The sequence below is a fragment of the Ruegeria sp. AF3 genome (assembly GCF_056536285.1).
Map to the genome: position 1 here is coordinate 120,154 of NZ_JBQFJM010000002.1, position 16,194 is coordinate 136,347.

Annotated in this window: 8 protein-coding genes, 1 tRNA gene and 2 pseudogenes; 8 read left to right on the forward strand and 3 right to left on the reverse strand. The window is 57.2% G+C overall.

Annotation, left to right across the window (positions count from 1 at the left end; translation table 11 throughout):
- Window positions 1-67: 67 nt before the first annotated feature.
- Window positions 68-5,179 (reverse strand): RecQ family ATP-dependent DNA helicase, encoded by a 5,112-nt coding sequence (locus ACR3FC_RS17230; RefSeq protein WP_480477154.1) that lies wholly within the window; start codon window positions 5,177-5,179, stop codon window positions 68-70.
- A gap of 738 nt (window positions 5,180-5,917) precedes the next feature.
- Here ACR3FC_RS17230 and istA point away from each other — a divergent pair.
- The 7 genes and pseudogenes from istA to ACR3FC_RS17265 form a co-directional block, all read left to right on the forward strand.
- A pseudogene (gene istA, locus ACR3FC_RS17235) lies at window positions 5,918-7,438 on the forward strand (IS21 family transposase); the annotation flags it as partial.
- Complete coding sequence (istB, locus tag ACR3FC_RS17240) at window positions 7,436-8,224, forward strand: IS21-like element helper ATPase IstB (RefSeq protein ID WP_480474839.1); 789 nt, start codon at window positions 7,436-7,438, stop codon at window positions 8,222-8,224. The pseudogene istA and the gene istB, both read left to right, overlap by 3 nt.
- 20 nt (window positions 8,225-8,244) lie before the next feature.
- Window positions 8,245-9,336, forward strand: coding sequence for a hypothetical protein (locus ACR3FC_RS17245; RefSeq protein ID WP_480477156.1), 1,092 nt, complete (start codon window positions 8,245-8,247; stop codon window positions 9,334-9,336).
- Window positions 9,337-9,338: 2 nt separating this feature from the next.
- The gene (locus tag ACR3FC_RS17250) at window positions 9,339-9,689 is read left to right on the forward strand and encodes a hypothetical protein (protein ID WP_480477158.1); all 351 of its coding nucleotides are present in this window, start codon (window positions 9,339-9,341) and stop codon (window positions 9,687-9,689) included.
- Entirely contained in the window at window positions 9,686-11,683 is a 1,998-nt protein-coding gene (locus tag ACR3FC_RS17255) for a UvrD-helicase domain-containing protein (RefSeq protein ID WP_480477160.1), read from the forward strand. Before ACR3FC_RS17250 ends, ACR3FC_RS17255 begins: the two co-directional genes overlap by 4 nt.
- Window positions 11,684-12,017: 334 nt before the next feature.
- Window positions 12,018-12,167 (forward strand): annotated as a pseudogene (locus ACR3FC_RS17260) (MerR family transcriptional regulator); the annotation flags it as partial.
- A gap of 17 nt (window positions 12,168-12,184) precedes the next feature.
- Window positions 12,185-13,168, forward strand: coding sequence for a tyrosine-type recombinase/integrase (locus tag ACR3FC_RS17265; protein ID WP_480477162.1), 984 nt, complete (start codon window positions 12,185-12,187; stop codon window positions 13,166-13,168).
- A gap of 71 nt (window positions 13,169-13,239) precedes the next feature.
- Here the strand turns inward: ACR3FC_RS17265 and ACR3FC_RS17270 are convergent.
- Window positions 13,240-13,316, reverse strand: a tRNA-Pro gene (locus tag ACR3FC_RS17270).
- A gap of 118 nt (window positions 13,317-13,434) precedes the next feature.
- The gene (locus ACR3FC_RS17275; RefSeq protein ID WP_480477164.1) at window positions 13,435-14,550 is read right to left on the reverse strand and encodes a THUMP domain-containing class I SAM-dependent RNA methyltransferase; all 1,116 of its coding nucleotides are present in this window, start codon (window positions 14,548-14,550) and stop codon (window positions 13,435-13,437) included.
- Between the two features lie 297 nt (window positions 14,551-14,847).
- On the opposite strand from ACR3FC_RS17275, the gene ACR3FC_RS17280 reads away from it, so the two are divergent.
- Window positions 14,848-16,191 (forward strand): Na(+)-translocating NADH-quinone reductase subunit A, encoded by a 1,344-nt coding sequence (locus tag ACR3FC_RS17280; RefSeq protein WP_480477166.1) that lies wholly within the window; start codon window positions 14,848-14,850, stop codon window positions 16,189-16,191.
- The last annotated feature ends 3 nt before the right edge of the window (window positions 16,192-16,194 follow it).

The following is a 16,194-nucleotide window of genomic DNA, read 5'->3' on the forward strand; positions in this document are numbered from 1 at the left end:
TAAGGAATGGTTGAAGTGCTGAGCTTCGTCGGATCCCTCTAGAAACATGAAAATTGTTAGTGATGTTCTAGTTGACGGTCACGAAAACGAGTTCCGGCAAAACCACCTCCCATGCATCGCGGCGGAGCGTATGGTGGAAGGCTTCACCTGAGTCCTCTTTGCTCCATTTAAGGATGGCGGCGATTTCACCCCTCTCAAACCGGGTATTTGGCGGCGGTGCGAAGGATCTGGACATGCGGCTTAGCACTTGCCCCTTTTCGTTGTGCAGCAGCCAACGGTCGCCGTCCTTTTCCAATACTACTGCATCGCCAACACGTGCCTCATTGATCGCGGTTAGTGAGGAGTGGGCCGGATGCAGGCGTCCAGCAAAGGAAAGATCAACCATCCGTGCCTCAGCTGCTTGAAAAAAACGGCGGGGACCTGGCAACGCCTTCATGTCGGGTGTCACGCGACGGGTCAGAACCGAAGGTGCTTCTGTTGGTAGGTATTCGTGGTTGTCGTTGCTCATCACGGCCAAGCTGCGGCGAGCACGCGTCATGGCGACGTAGAAAAGTCGGCGGGGGGCGTCCTGATCTTCTGCTTTAGAGGGACGCTCCCATCCACCATCTAGGATGATCACATCGTCAAACTCCAACCCCTTCGCACGGTGAGCCGTGAGTAGCTTCAGACCTCGCTGTTCGTTCCAGCTATCTCGCGCCCATTCTGCGAACCATTCGACTATGTCTGGGACAGGCAAGCTTCGCGAGCCGACTTCGCGTGCCAGAAGGCCTAGTCCTTCTCCAATTCGGTTGGTCCACAGCGAGGGAGGAATTGTGTTCAGCACTTCGGTCAATTGTTCGAGCGAATAAAGTTCTGTGGGGGTCTCGCGTAGGGCTTTGACAAATGCCTGTATCTCGCGCATCCGCCAGAGGCTAGGCATGTTTTCGTTGGCCATTTCGACAGGTATGCCGAGGTTTTCGGCAAAGTCGCGCACTGGTATCAACTTGCGCCAATCGCGTGATATAATCGCGGCGCGTGACCACGTCCAATCGGGGTCGAGACGAGAGAGGCGGATCAACTCGTCTAGCGCAGCTTTAGCCTGCTCGTCGTTCCCAGCAGGGCACTCAAGGATCTGCACACGGCCCTTAGCGACTGGATCCAATTTGGCCAGAGATCCACCGGCGTCAGCCTTTGTCCGGGCCTGATCCACGGCAATATCATGGCCAAGTTTCATGCGAGCGGCTGCCCCTGCGATCACCGCATTGGCAGTGGCGATGATGTGGCCGGTGGAGCGGTAGTTCTCGGTCAGAAATGTAGGTTTTGCGGCGTAGTCCTGTTCGAACTGTCGGATGTAACGGATAGAGGCGCCAGAGAACGCATAAATGTTCTGATCGTCATCACCCACTGCAAAGAGACTGAGCCGCAGGTCTGGATCGTCCAGTGTGCGTCCCGCAACGGCGGCGATCAGCGCATATTCGTCGGGTCCGATATCCTGATACTCGTCGACCAAGATCCAGCGATAGCCTTGTATCAGCGTCTCGCGCAGTGCTTCGGCCTCTTGTTTGCCCAGGCCATCGCCGCGCAGCAAGGCGCTGGCCTGTTGCAACAGGCCTTTGAAATCGGGATTTTCATTCGCTTGCTTGCCAGTGAAACTGGCGCCGACCAGTCGCATCGCTAACGAATGCACAGTCGAGACGGTGACGAATGCCGCATCATCCCCGACCAAGCGGCGCAAGCGTTCACGGATTTCAGCGGCGGCATGGCGGTTGTAGGCCAGAACGAGGATGCCGCGCGGATCCTCGCGCTTGATCCGAAGAAGATAGGCAATGCGGTGGACCAGAACGCGCGTCTTGCCCGAACCTGGACCTGCCAAGACCAGCACGTTGGTTTGCTCGCGGTCGTCGCGCACGATCTGCTGCTGCACCGGGTTGCCCAGATCGTCGACAATGGCTTTGTAGGTGGCACCAGTGGCCTGACGGCGGAACTCGGTCCCGCGTCCAGGCATCCATCGGCGCATGAAGGCGTCCTGTTCCAGCACGAAATAGTCATCTGCCAGACGCTGCGCCGTCCCGATGTTTTCCAGCCCCTTTTCCGCATAGGCAGCCATCACATGGGTCTGGATGGTCTGCTCGGTGTAGTGCTCCTCAAGTGGGGCGAAATGCTGGACGGTGAAACCACCCCCCTTGGGGCTTAGATGCATCGTCATGGCAGGGCGGAAGACAGAGAGTCCGCGACCCAGCGTGAGCACCTGCTGTTCGTGCTGCCACAGAAGTGCCCGGTCCATTAGGCGGTTCGGGTCTTTCACGGCGCTGCGCAACAAGGTGTCGCCTGTGATGGCCGACAGCATCGCACCAAGCGTGGTTTCAACTTGAATGTCTTTGCCGCGTGTGCCTTTGGGAACAAGCGACAGAAGATGCGACAGCAGGCGCTGCGCGCCCTGACGGCGCAACTCCGCAGTTTGTGCGATCACGTTCCACGACCGCTGAAGCCGCACAAGGATGCTTCCACGTGCCGATTTGCGTAAGGACAAGTTGCCCCGACCCCCCTCCATGTCACGCCCATCCTGTGCCATGCCACGCACCAGAGCCTCGACAAGATCGGGACGCACCTCGCCATGACCGCGGTGTCGCAATTCCTGGCAGGCGGCGGACAGGTTGAGGGGTATCGGTTCGGTCTGATCGGCGTCGGGGGCCATTTCGCGCATCAGGGCGATCAGGTCTTCTTCAAGCCGCGCGGCCTGTTCCAGCCGCGCCTGTGAGGCATCGGCCACGCCAGAATGCACGAAGATGGTGATGTTGGTGTCGTCGCTGGCAAGCCCGAGCGCCTCCAGATCGGTCAGCGCTTTGCGCAACGCAGCGGTGGAGAGCCCGCTTGCGCCGGCCAAACTGTCGGTGGAAACGCCTTCACCGACGGGCGCGTTTACGATATGGCGAAGGATTGCCAGAAACTGTTTGCGCCGTGCGCCGGAGATGTCAGCCTTTCCAAGTATCGCGGCTGCCGTCTCCAGGTCGCGCACAAGGAGCGAGGCAGGATAGACCTGAACATTGTTCTCTTCGCGCCGTAGCAGGCTAGCCTCCTCGAGCCAGGCGATGGCAGTCTTGACGCGTGTGTCGTCGGTGGTGCTTTCGCGCTGAAACTCACGATCTTTTTCTTCGCGCACGATTTCACCCGGCGTGGCGACGATTCTGCCTTCGTCTCGCGTGCGCACATCGAGCCGGCGGAGTGCCTTGAGGATCGCGCCGATCTCATGCCGCGCAAGGCGAGAGCGGGCGGAAAGGCTGAACTGTTTCTCGACATCTTCGTTGTTGAACAAGAGCACGCAGTTGGCGGGATCGCGATCGCGTCCGGCCCGGCCTGCCTCCTGCATGTAGTTTTCCAAGGACCCTGGCACATCTCCGTGCACCACCAAGCGGATGTCGGGCTTGTCGATGCCCATGCCAAAGGCATTCGTGGCCGCGATCACGCGCAACTCGCCGAGGCGAAACTGTTCCTGGATCTCGCGCTTTTCTTCGGGAGGGAGACCAGCGTGGAACCGTTCGGCGCTGACACCCTGTTGTTTCAGGAACTCGGCCACGCGTTCCGTCGCGCTGCGGGTCGCGCAGTAGACCACGGCGCCCGAGACCCCAGATGCCGGCAAGCCCTCTTCGATCGCATCCAGTATGTCTGCCAATTTGGTCGAACGCTGCGTTTCGCGCACCGAAAAAGAGAGGTTCGTCCGCGAGGCGCCCCCGTCAAGCAGGGTAAGGTCCAGATCCAGCCGTGTTTTGAAGTGCTCCCGTATATCGCGCACCACCTCGGGTTTGGCAGTGGCGGTCAGGCAGAGGATCGGAGCCGGGGCTTCGTCAGAGCTTTCTTTGATGAACCGGCTGACGTAACGATAGTCGGGTCGGAAATCATGCCCCCATTTCGAAATGCAATGTGCCTCGTCCAGCACCCAAAGCCCGATCTCGCGTTGAGCAAGAACGCTGCGAACCGAGGTGCTGCGAAGCTGTTCTGGCGAAATCAACAGGATCGCGGCATCACCCAGTCGCACCTTGTCCAGCGCGTCGTGCCGTTCGGGCAAGGACAGAAGCCCATTGATCGTGACGGCCGAGGATATGCCGACTCTCGCAAGCCCCTGCACCTGATCTGCCATGAGCGCGACAAGGGGCGAGATAACGATGGTCAGCGCACCGGTTTTGTCGAACCGCGACAGGGCAGGAATTTGATAACAGACGGACTTGCCGGTGCCGGTGGGCAGGATCCCCAGAACGCTTTTGCCTGCCATCGCGTCGGCGACGATGCGTTCCTGAAGTGGCTGGCCGAATTCGTCCATGGGTTCGGGGCGGAAGGAAGGAAACCCAAACCAGCGGTCCAGGGCGCGTTTGGGATCGTTGTTCTCGACACACCATTGGCATGAGGCATCGTCGCAGGCGGTCTCTCGAAGGTGACGCACGATCAGCGAAGCCTCGCGGAACTGCATGCGGACCCAGGGCGGCATGACACTGTCGCCACCCGCTACGGAAATCCACGAAAGAGCATAGGCCATGGGCCACGCCAGGTTGGGGTTTTCCAACCGTTCGAGGGTTTGTTTCAGACGATGCACACACACCTGCCCTTCCAGGAGGCGACGGATTGCAGCAAAGGCGTCACGTTCATCGGGCTTGCGAGTGCCGCGCACATGGTCGAACAATGCATCAAACCCTCCACTGCGAGGCAGGCGGGTCGAGAGGAAATGATAGGCGGTCAGCGCGTCAGGTGCGGCTGTCTTGAGCTTTCCAAACGCCTCAATCTGGTCTTGCAGCACCTTGAACACCAGACGTGCGTCTTCTTCGGGGTCGTTGACATGGCCCGATTGCAGCCGCCCGTCGTAATAGTGCTTGACGAGGTGGTGATAGGGGTTGCGCGGGAAGGCCAAGGGGTTGAGCCAGAGCGTGTCGATTGGCGCTTCAGCCAAAGCTGCGAAGTTGGGCGCGGCAGCGGCGAGATGAGGCAGGTCATGGTGCAGTATGTTGTGACCAAGGACATGGTCGAACCCGTCGCAATAGGCTCCGAGCTGCGATAGCGTTGTGGTTGAGGCGTTCTTTTCGACCAAGGCTGGCCGGGAGTCCTCAAGCGTTGTGGCGGCGAACGCGAATATTCTGGCGGAGGTAGGATCAACCTCCAGATCAATCGAAACGCAGCGCGCAAGAAAACGCGAAGTGTTCTGCTGACCGTTCATTGGCATTGCCCGTGTGTTCTCTTTTTCCTTTTTGTCCTTGATGGTTACTGGATTAATGGCCGGAAAGGAATGTTTTTCAGGTTGGTTAGCTCGACGTCGATTTGGCGTAACCACAATCCTTGGACGCGTTTTGTTCGATCCATGACCTATGAGGATAGGAGCATTGCTGAGGCAACTGGCGTGCAGGCGATGGTCCGCGCTGGCAGCAACTATATAAGGGCAACTATATAAGGGAATGTGTTTACTTGGCTAAAGATGGCCAAAGGCGACACGCTGATGTTGACGGCAAAGCCACTATGGCAGCATCAATGCTGTTCGAGAGACGGACAGGGTTTCGATGAACATGCGTAGGCGAGGAATGGCTGAGCCTACGTGCCTCGCCGAATCCCTGCTCGACGTTTACATCGGGTTGACAGACCTTTACATGAGTAAAAAAGTCGGAAACCTTTGAGGCTCGAAAATGGGTGATTTTGCCTCGATTTGGGACTTCGACGTTTACCCTATGTTTACATAAAGTTGACAGATCTGGCTCCAAAACCACGTTTTTCCAGAAAAATGTAAACGTCTGAGACGCGCGAAACCAAGAAATCAAGGGCTTGGCGCATCAGCGTATCGACGCCGGGGCTGTTGATTTCCGCTGAGAAGTGAGCCGGTAAGCCAGATAATTTTCACTGAGAATTGACCCATGTGAGCACATTGCCCCGACGTTTTCGTTTGGGGAGATTTGGAGTGATCGACATGGGATTTTTGAGTGTCATACGACGCTGGGCATTGCGTGACAAAATGCCAATTCGCGAGATTTCACGGCGCACGGGGCTGTCTCGCAACACCATCAAAAAGTATCTACGCGAAGGCGCTGTAGAACCGAAGTTCAAGACACCGCCGCGTTCTAGCAAATTGGATCCGTATGCGGATCGGTTGTCTGCCTGGCTGCTCGCCCAGACACGCAAGCCCCGCAAGGAGCGGCGCACGGTGAAGCAGATGCATGCTGATCTGGTGAAGCTGGGTTATGAAGGATCCTATGGCCGTGTTGCCGCATTCGCGCGGACGTGGCGGTCAGATCGGCACCGTGCGGAACAGACGACGGGACGCGGAACTTACGTGCCGCTGGTATTCCAGCCGGGTGAAGCGTTCCAGTTCGACTGGAGCGAAGACTGGGCCAATATCGGTGGAGATCGGGTCAAGCTTCAGGTCGCCCATATCAAACTCTCACACAGCCGGGCTTTCCTCGTGCGAGCCTATCCGTTGCAAGCGCATGAGATGCTGTTTGACGCCCATTGGCATGCGTTCCGCGTGTTTGGTGGCGTTCCCGGCCGCGGGATTTACGATAATATGAAGACGGCCGTGGACCGTGTGGGCCGAGGCAAGCAGCGTGACATCAATGCCCGCTTCAAGGCCATGGCCAGCCATTATGTTTTTGAACCAGAGTTCTGCAACCCTGCTGCGGGTTGGGAGAAAGGTCAGGTCGAGAAGAACGTCCGCGATGCGCGCAACCGGCTGTGGCAGGTCATGCCCATCTTCAAGGATCTGGGCGAGCTGAACCAATGGCTTGAGGATCGCTGTGTCGCCCTATGGGCCGAGACAAAGCACCGGGAATTGCCGGGTACTGTTGCTGATGCATGGGAAGCTGAGAAGCCCACGTTGATGGCGCTGCCGCCCGCCTTCGATGGATTTGTCGAACACAGCAAACGGGTATCGCCGACATGCCTGGTGACCTTCGAACGCAACCGGTACAGCGTGCCGGCCAGCTTTGCCAACCAGCGTATCAGCCTGCATGTCTACCCCGAACGTCTGGTCATCGTGGCTGAGGGCCAAACCGTTTGTTCACATGAGCGGATCATAGAGCGGTCACATCGCAAGCCTGGCAGAGTGGTCTACGATTGGCGTCACTATTTGGCAGTCATCCAACGTAAACCGGGTGCTCTGCGTAACGGTGCGCCGTTCACAGAGATGCCAGATGCCTTCCGTCGACTCCAGGATCATATGCTCCGCAAAGAGGGTGGTGACAGGGAAATGGTCGATATCCTGTCACTGGTTTTGCATCACGACGAGGACGCAGTTCTACGCGCCGTAGAATTGGCGTTGGAAGCCGGGGTTCCTACCAAGACGCATATCCTGAACCTGCTGCACCGCTTGATTGACAAGAAGCAAACAGACCTTCCAGAGATCGACCCACCAGATGCGCTGGCTTTGGAAACGACCCCGAAGGCAAACGTGGACCGCTACGATGATCTGAGACAAACCGGGAGAAGCGCCATGCGTCATGATCCAGCAGGAGCTTCCGTCGTGATCATGCTGCGCAGCCTCAAGCTGTATGGCATGGCAAATGCAGTAGAGGATCTGGTCGCTCAGGGCGCGCCCGCCTTCGAGACCGCAACACCGATGCTGTCTCAGCTTCTCAAAGCTGAGATCGCTGAGCGGGAGGTGCGGTCAATCGCCTATCACACCAAGGTGGCGCGCTTCCCCTCTTACAAAGACCTCGCAGGCTTCGACTTCAAATCCAGTGAGATCAACGAGGCCACTGTCCGGCAATTGCACCGCGGAGAGTTCATGGAAAATGCAGAGAACGTTGTCCTGATCGGCGGCCCCGGTACTGGCAAGAGCCACATCGCGACTGCCATCGGCGTTCAGGCCATCGAACATCACAGGCGTAAAGTCCGCTTCTATTCGACAGTGGAACTGGTCAATGCGCTGGAGCAGGAAAAGGTGCTAGGCAAAACCGGGAAGATGGCTGAGATGATGACCAAGGTCGACTTGGTCATTCTCGACGAGCTCGGCTACCTGCCATTCAGCTCATCCGGCGGCGCACTGCTATTCCACCTGCTCAGCAAGCTCTATGAGCGCACCAGCGTCATCATCACAACCAACCTCAGCTTCTCTGAATGGGCGCAGGTCTTCGGGGATGCAAAGATGACAACAGCTCTCCTCGACCGCCTCACGCACCGCTGCCACATCCTCGAAACCGGTAACGACAGCTACCGCTTCAAGGCAAGTTCTGAAGCAAGGAAAACGAGAAAGGAAACGCCAACATTGACCACAACATAAACGCTGAGACATAAACAAAGGTGGGTCAAATCTCGGTGAAAATACCGGGTCACTTCTCAGCGGAAATCAACACCCCAGAAGACTGGCCCGAAGCGGCAATACAAGGCCTCACTGCCTTCTGGGAAGCACGGATCGCGCGACAGAAAGAAATCGACGCTTCCATCGCCGCCAAGGCCGACTACGAGTTTCTCTATGACAAACCCTATGAGGACAAAAAGCGCGTTCGTGTTGCCGGGCCGTTTACTGTCGAAAGCCTCTCACCCCACCGCACGCAGGCTGTAAACGAACATGGAGAGTTAGTCGACGAGGTCGACGCGTCCCAAGGCAAGCGCGCCTCTGATGCGTCTGAGGCTGACAACTACCGGGCCGCCATCCTTGAGAACCTCAAGAAGGCCGGGGTGCAACAGGTGGATAAAACCGATAGAGTGGAGTTCACCTCTCTCCAGCCCTGGCCTGGAGAATGGTTGGCTGCAGAGGGCCGATACCTTGAAGGCGACACAGAGCGCAAGGCTGGCATTCTGATCGGCCCAGAATACGGCACCCTGCAACGCGCCGACCTTACCGCCGCTGCGCGCGAGGCCGTGGATGCGGGGTTCGACATCCTGATCACCTGTGCCTTCAACTATGACGCCCATACTGCCGAGTTCCGCAAGCTGGGCCGCCTGCCGATCCTGCAAGCTCGGATGAATCCTGATCTGCACATGTCCGATGATCTTAAGGCAGGAGGCGGCAACCTGTTTGTTGTGTTCGGCGAGCCTGACATCGAGGTGAAAGAAGAAGGCGATAAACTGCGGATCGAGCTGCTGGGCGTGGACATCTTCAAGCCAGCGACTGGCCAAGTGGTGTCGTCCGAGCCGGACGACATCGCCTGTTGGTTCATCGACACGGACTATAACGAGGAATCCTTCTTCGTCCGACATGCCTATTTTCCGGGCGCGGACATCCCCTACAAGCAGCTAAAGACGACCCTGAAGGGAGAGATCGACGAGGAGGCTTGGGACAGCCTGAAACGCACCGTGTCGCGCCCCTTCGCGCGCCCCAAGTCCGGGCGTGTGGCGGTCAAGGTCATCAACCATCTCGGAGATGAGGTGATGAAGGTGCTGGGAGTTTAGAAATGAGTGGAGGTGGTTACCGAGGTGGCTCGACCGTTTTACGTGTGGGAAAAGGAAGTAAGATTTCGCCTCGCGACAGAAGCGATCGAATTGAGGACATTCTCGATGACCGCAGGGCGGGTGTGAAACCTGGTGGTCGACGCCCAAAGAAGAAGAATGCAACATTGAGCGACGACGCTCCCGGCCTACATGTGCTTTCGCCCGAAGAGCGTTGGTCGGTAATGGAGAAGGTTCGAAAGTCGCGACAGATATCGGAAGTCAGAAAGGCTGAGAAGGAGCGCCTTGACCGCAAGCGACGGGATGAGGCCTTCACCAAATTCGTTGCGGACATGCAAAAGCGCGAGCCCGAATGACCCACCGCATCGCCGATACCTTTTACGACGCACTCACCAAGCTGACTCACCAAGAGCAAAAGCAGGTCAAGACGGCCGCGTTCGATTTTCAGATGGATCCGAGCCTGCCTGGCCTGTCGATGCACCGGGTCGACCGCGCTCGAGACCCGGATTTCTGGACTGCGCGTGTTAACCGCGACATCCGGATGGTTATCCATAAGAAAGACGGGCAAGCCCTTCTGGCTTGGGTCGGCCACCATGATGCGGCATACCGTTGGGCCGAGACGAGAAGGATTGAGAGCCATCCCCGCACAGGTGCCATCCAGATCGTCGAAGCACGAGAAACGGTCGAAGAGGTTGTTGTTCAGCGTTACGTCGAGAAAGCTGTTGAATTGCCGAGGCCATTGGCTGAGCAGGACGATGATACACTCCTGTCCTGGGGTGTGCCGATGGACTGGCTGGATACCGTGAGGGATGTGACTGAGGATACCGTGCTCGACATTGCTGGGCGGCTGCCAACCGAGGCGGCGAATGCTATCCTCTCGGCTGCCGTTGGTGAGACACCTACGCCGGCCGCCGTGTCCGCAAACGGAGCGGATCCATGGGCTCACCCCGATACGATGCGCCGTTTCCGCGTCCTGGAAAACGTCGAGGAGCTTCAGGCTGCCCTGGATGCGCCGTGGGAAAAATGGGCTGTCTTCCTACATCCCGCTCAACAGGAATATGTAGATCGCGACTTCAATGGCCCTGCTCGTGTGATTGGTTCGGCCGGAACTGGCAAGACTGTCGTTGCGCTCCACCGCGCGGCACGTTTGGCGGAAGACACTGACTCGAAGGTCTTGCTGACGACATTCAACCGCAAGCTCGCGGACAACCTTCGAGACAAAATCCCGCAGGTGGCGTCGCCGGATGCCATGAAACGCATCGTTGTAGAGGCGCTGCCAGTGCTAATTGCTCGACTGCATCACGAGGCCTTCGGAAATAGCGAGATTGTCGATGAGACATCTTTGCGCCACTTCCTAGTTGAAGCGTCTGTTAACTTGGGAATGTTAGTTGATCCAGATTTCCTGTTCGACGAATGGACTTTGGTAGTCGATGCATGGGACATCCGCACGCAAGAGGCCTACCGCGAACTGCCACGCCTTGGGCGAAAAGTCCGAGTGGCAGCGTCGCGCCGGGACGCCCTCTGGAAAGTTTTTGAAGCCGTCCGCGAGCGGCTTGCGCGGGAGTCCGTAACAACCGAGGCACAGCTTGCCCATGAGCTCTCCGAATTCGGAGCTCTACCCTTCGACCACGTTCTTGTTGACGAAGCGCAGGATATCTCAGTTGCAGAACTGAAGCTGCTTGGTCGCCAGGTCGGCAACAAACCGAACGGTTTGTTTTTCGCCGGTGATATAGGTCAGCGCATATTCCGTGCACCGTTCCCCTGGACGGCGGCTGGTATTGAATTAAGAGGGCGTTCTCGCAGTCTGAAGGTGAATTACCGAACGTCACATCAGATAAGGTGCCAAAGCGACAGGCTGCTTCCCGAAACATTGGTCGAGGCAGACGGCAATGAAGAGTGTAGGACCGGTGTCACCTCGGTATTCGATGGTCCCGTGCCAATTTTCCGTTCTTTCGCCAATTCCGATGCTGAACTTGAAGCGCTTGTCCAATGGGTGCGTGGTCGGCTGTCAGACGACGACGTGCCGCCTTCCGAATTTGCAGTATTGCTGAGAAACGAAATTGGTGCGGAACGTTACGCCGCAGCCTTGTCGGAAGAGAATGTGCAAATCATGCTGATGCATGATGCAAAAGGTGCTGAGTATCGTGCTGTAGCGATCGGCGCGTTAAACGACGGAATAATCCCGGACGAGAGACGGTTGCTATCTGCAAAAGACGAGGCACAACTAGACGAAGTTATGAACACTGAACGGCACCTTCTGTATGTAGCGGCAACACGGGCTCGGGATCACCTTTGGATGTCAGGTGTTGAGCCGGTGTCCGAGTTCTTGGTCGATCTTTTGGAGGAGTGAACTCATGCCATGTCTTCAGAATGGACGCATTCGGTGGCTTAGGAGGCGAGGTTAGAGGGGCAACAATCACTTCTAGTGAACGATTTCAAAACACTCTTCTCTACTTGTGCGTGAAGCTTATCTTTACTCGCAAACGGCACGTTTTTTAACAAACTAAGAAGAACGAATGTATACCCGACAGCTTCCGCCGTAGTCTGCTCCAAGGTGTAAGTCTTGAAGTATTTACTATCTCGACTGGAAATTCTTTTATTTCATTTCAATAAGTTATGAATTTTATTGAAATCTTAGGCGCATCCCTCGTCGCGATCGCTATAGAGTAAATGATTTTGCCAAAATGAAGGAGCGCACTTTGTCCCCGCCGTATACCCCCAAGACACTCGCAGAGCGCTGGAGCTGCAGTTCTGAAACTGTGCGTCAGCTCTGCAAATCCGGCCAGCTCGGATATTTCAGAGTTCAACGCCAGTTTCGCATCCCCGCGCACAAAGTAGAGGAATTTGAGCAGTGCAGGAATACAACATCGGTCGACTCAACAACCGCTTCGTCGTTGTCTGGTATGAGGAAGATGGACGCAGACGCAGGTATCGTCTTGACGCGGACACCCTCGAAAGTGCGGAGGCCGAAGCCCGTGACGTCCTCCTCGCCCAGACAGCCGGAAAGGATGAACTGACCGTTGCAGCGATTTGGAATGCTTATAGCGTGACAGTCGAGGGCCGGCCGGTGCACGAAAGCATGCAATACACTGGCCGTTCTGTGCTGCCTTGGTTTGGAGCATTTCGTCCGGAACAGATAAGCGTGCGGGACTGTAAAGCCTACATAGCCGATCGGCGGCAGGCTGGTATTCAGGACGGCACAATCTGGACACAGCTTGGCAAGCTAAGGACCTGTTTGAATTGGGCTGAGAAGACCGGGCTGATTGATAGGGCTCCCTACATCGAGCGCCCCAGCAAACCGGCTCCCAAGGAGAGGTACCTGACGCGCCAGGAGATTTCACAGCTCCTGGCGGTCGACTGCGCACCGCACATCAAGCTGGCTATATGGCTGATGCTGTCGACGGCGGCCAGGGTAACGGCTGTGTTAGAACTCACATGGTATCGGGTCGACTTCGAACGCCGCCAAATCAATCTCCGCACTGGCGACGGGCAGAGGAAGGGCAGGGCCATCGTCCCCATGACCGAGAGCCTGTATGCTGCGCTTTTGAACGCCCGAAAGGCCGCATTATCTGACCATGTCGTGGAGTGGGCCAGTGGACCGGTAAAGTCGATCAAAAAGGGGTTCAAGGCAGCAGCAGTCGCGGCGGGCCTGCCTGATGTGTCACCACATGTGCTGCGGCACACAGCTGCAGTTCATATGGCGGAGGCCGGCACTCCGATGGATGAGATCGCTCAGTTTCTCGGTCATTCAGACTCTCGGATCACTGCGTCCGTTTATGCACGCTATAGCCCGGAGCACCTGCGTAAAGCTGCCAAGGCGTTGGAGTTCGAATGAAGCTCAGGTTCAACGAACCTCGGATCACTGTCTTGAAAACAACAAAGGCGCCCTTGGGCGCCTTGATTTACTGGTCGGAGTGAGAGGATTCGAACCTCCGGCCCCTGCCTCCCGAAGACAGTGCTCTACCAGGCTGAGCTACACTCCGACCGTGGCGGGTGATCTATACGGGGCTTTTCCGATGCGCAAGAGGATTTTGAGAAGCGGTCATCTGAATCTTCCGTCTTTGAACCGGTATCGGATGGGCTAAGCAGGCCACGCGACTCTCATGGCAGCGGATTCGTTTTGTACAGACGGATCTTGGTGCCTCCGTGGTCTACCACCGGACCGGGTGCCAGAAAAGGCAGACGGGTCGCCCGAGCCAGGGCCGGGGCGCTGGTGACCACCCCGACACGCCATCCGCGAAACCGGGTCATCAGAGACTTACCCAAGACGCCGTAGACAGAGCGCAGACGCTTTTCATCTCCAATTCGCGCCCCGTAGGGAGGGTTCACAATGACCAGCCCGGCGGGTCCCGCAGGGGGTTTGATGTCACTGACGGAAAGCTGTTGAAATCGAGTATTGGCGTTTACCTGCGCTCTCTCTGCATTGGCTGTCGCGGCTTCGATTGCTCCGGCGTTGCGGTCTGAGCCGCAGAATGTAAGAGAACATTCAGCGACGTTTGACTCGCTGCGCATGTCTTGCCAGCGGTCAGGGTCGAAGCCCGCCAGATTTTCGAACGCAAAGCTGCGGGTCCGACCGGGGTGCAGCCCCAGGGCAATCTCGGCGGCTTCGATCACGAAAGTACCCGAGCCGCACATCGGGTCCAACACCGGTTCAGTGCCGCTAAACCCGCAGTCTCGTAGAAACATGGCTGCCATCGTTTCGCGCATTGGCGCTTTGGCAATTGCCTCTTTGTGGCTGCGCTTGTGCAATAGCTCTCCCGAACTGTCGACCGATATCGTGCAGATGTCTTTTTCGATTCTCAGCAGGATCCTGATTTCGGCGTCGGAAGATATCGGAACACCCAGAGATTCTGATATCGCATGCTCAATTCTCTGCCGCGCGGCACCGGCGTGATAAATTCTGGATTTGCGGCTGGTGGCCTCGACTTTGACCGGAACATTGGGCCGCAGGAACTCGCCCCACGGAAATTTGCGCGCGCGTTTGTCCAATTGGGCCAGATGCACGGCTGGAAAACTGCCCAGACGCACCAGGACCTTATTTGCGCCGCGCAAGGTCAGGTTGGCGCGCCAGACCTCGGTCCATGAGCCACGGCAGGTGACACCCCCAGGCATCGTTTTGACCTGAGCGAATCCGTTGGATTGCGCCTCGGCACCGAGGGGGGCTTCAAGACCCGGAGTGGCTACAAGAAAGATTTCGAAGTCTGTGTCTTTTTCCATTCCGGTTGCTTACACTGGAAGCTCAGCGAGCGCGACACGCAATTTTGGGCCGTTTTTTTAGCCAGCTTAATGGAAAAACTCCAAGATTTTGCGGTTTGAACTTAACTTTTGGCGGTAACAGGTTTGCGTTTACGGGCATCCGCGCGTAAAGGGTCCGTGATCAGAATTACGCCTGCGGATTTTGGACCCAATCTGACGCTTTTGCGATGGGCACCTGAAAAAACCGCGTTATTGCATGACCCCGTAAGGGTGTCAGCAAGGCTGGCGCAGGAAAGAGGCTTGGAAGAACGTAGCGGCATGCAAACTTTCAAACTGAAAAAAGGGTTGGACCTGCCGGTAGAGGGCGCTCCCGACCAAACCATTCGTCCGGGTCCGGAATACTCGACCGTTGGCGTTCTGGGTGGGGATTACATTGGCCTGAAACCTAAGATGCTGGTGCAGGAAGGTGATAGTGTCGAGCGAGGTTCACCGCTCTTTTGTCACAAGGATGCACCTGACGCTGTGATGGTTGCGCCGGTCACCGGCAGGGTCGTCGCCATCAACCGCGGTGCCCGCCGGGTGTTGCAAAGCGTCGTTATCGAAGTGTCCGACGCCAATGACATGGGCTTGGATTTTTCGGGTGTGGGCGATGTGGACAGCGCCGAGGGCGTGACTGCCAAACTGTGCGCCGCTGGACTGTGGACTTCATTCCGCACGCGACCTTATTCGAAAATGCCGGAACCCGGTGTCAAACCGAACGCGATTTTCGTGACAGCCATGGACAGTGACCCATTGGCGGCTGATGCCGCCACGATCATTGCCGAAGCGCCCGAGGCCTTTGCCTCTGGGTTGGCCGCGGTCAGCAAGCTAACCGAAGGCAAGACCTATATTTGCCAGAAACAAGGTGACACGATCCCCGGCGCGGATGTTGCCGGTGTCGAGGCCGTGGCGTTTTCGGGTCCACATCCATCGGGCCTGGCAGGAACCCATATTCACTTCCTCGAACCGATTGCAGGGGAAAAGCAGGTCTGGACCATCGGTTTTCAAGACGTCATCGCGATTGGTCGCTTAATGCAGACCGGGCATCTTGACCCGAACGTTGTGATCGCCTTGACTGGACCCGGTGCGCGTCAGCCGCGCTTGATCCGCACCGTGATGGGCGCGTCCACGGACGACTTGACACGGGATGAGGTAAATGTGGACGGAACGCCCCGCATTATCTCGGGTTCGATCCTGTCGGGTAAACATGCCGACGGACCGACCGCATATCTGGGGAGGTTTGCCCGTCAAATCTGTATCATCCGAGAGGATCACGATCAGATTCCGATGGGCTGGATCCGACCAATGCCTTCCAAGTATTCCGTCCAGCCTGTATTGGGCTCGGCTTTTTCCAGAAAACTCTATGCTTTCACGTCCAACCTGAACGGTGGCCGCCGCGCAATGGTACCAACAGGCGTGTTCGAAGAGTTGATGCCACAGGACTATCTGCCCACACAATTGATTCGGGCGTTGTTGGTGATGGATACGGATACGGCTCAGGCACTGGGAGCGCTTGAGCTGGACGAAGAGGATCTGGGCCTTGTGGGCTTTGCCTGTCCGGCGAAATACGAATACGGGCTGGCGCTACGCGACTGCCTGAACAAGATTGAAAAGGAGGGCTGATCC

Bases quoted from the DNA above. Each gene is read 5' to 3' on its own strand.
- ACR3FC_RS17230 (WP_480477154.1), bottom strand. From the start codon at position 5,179: ATGAACGGTCAGCAGAACACTTCGCGTTTTCTTGCGCGCTGCGTTTCG.
- istB (WP_480474839.1), top strand. From the start codon at position 7,436: ATGCGTCATGATCCAGCAGGAGCTTCCGTCGTGATCATGCTGCGCAGC.
- ACR3FC_RS17250 (WP_480477158.1), top strand. From the start codon at position 9,339: ATGAGTGGAGGTGGTTACCGAGGTGGCTCGACCGTTTTACGTGTGGGA.
- ACR3FC_RS17255 (WP_480477160.1), top strand. From the start codon at position 9,686: ATGACCCACCGCATCGCCGATACCTTTTACGACGCACTCACCAAGCTG.
- ACR3FC_RS17275 (WP_480477164.1), bottom strand. From the start codon at position 14,550: ATGGAAAAAGACACAGACTTCGAAATCTTTCTTGTAGCCACTCCGGGT.
- ACR3FC_RS17280 (WP_480477166.1), top strand. From the start codon at position 14,848: ATGCAAACTTTCAAACTGAAAAAAGGGTTGGACCTGCCGGTAGAGGGC.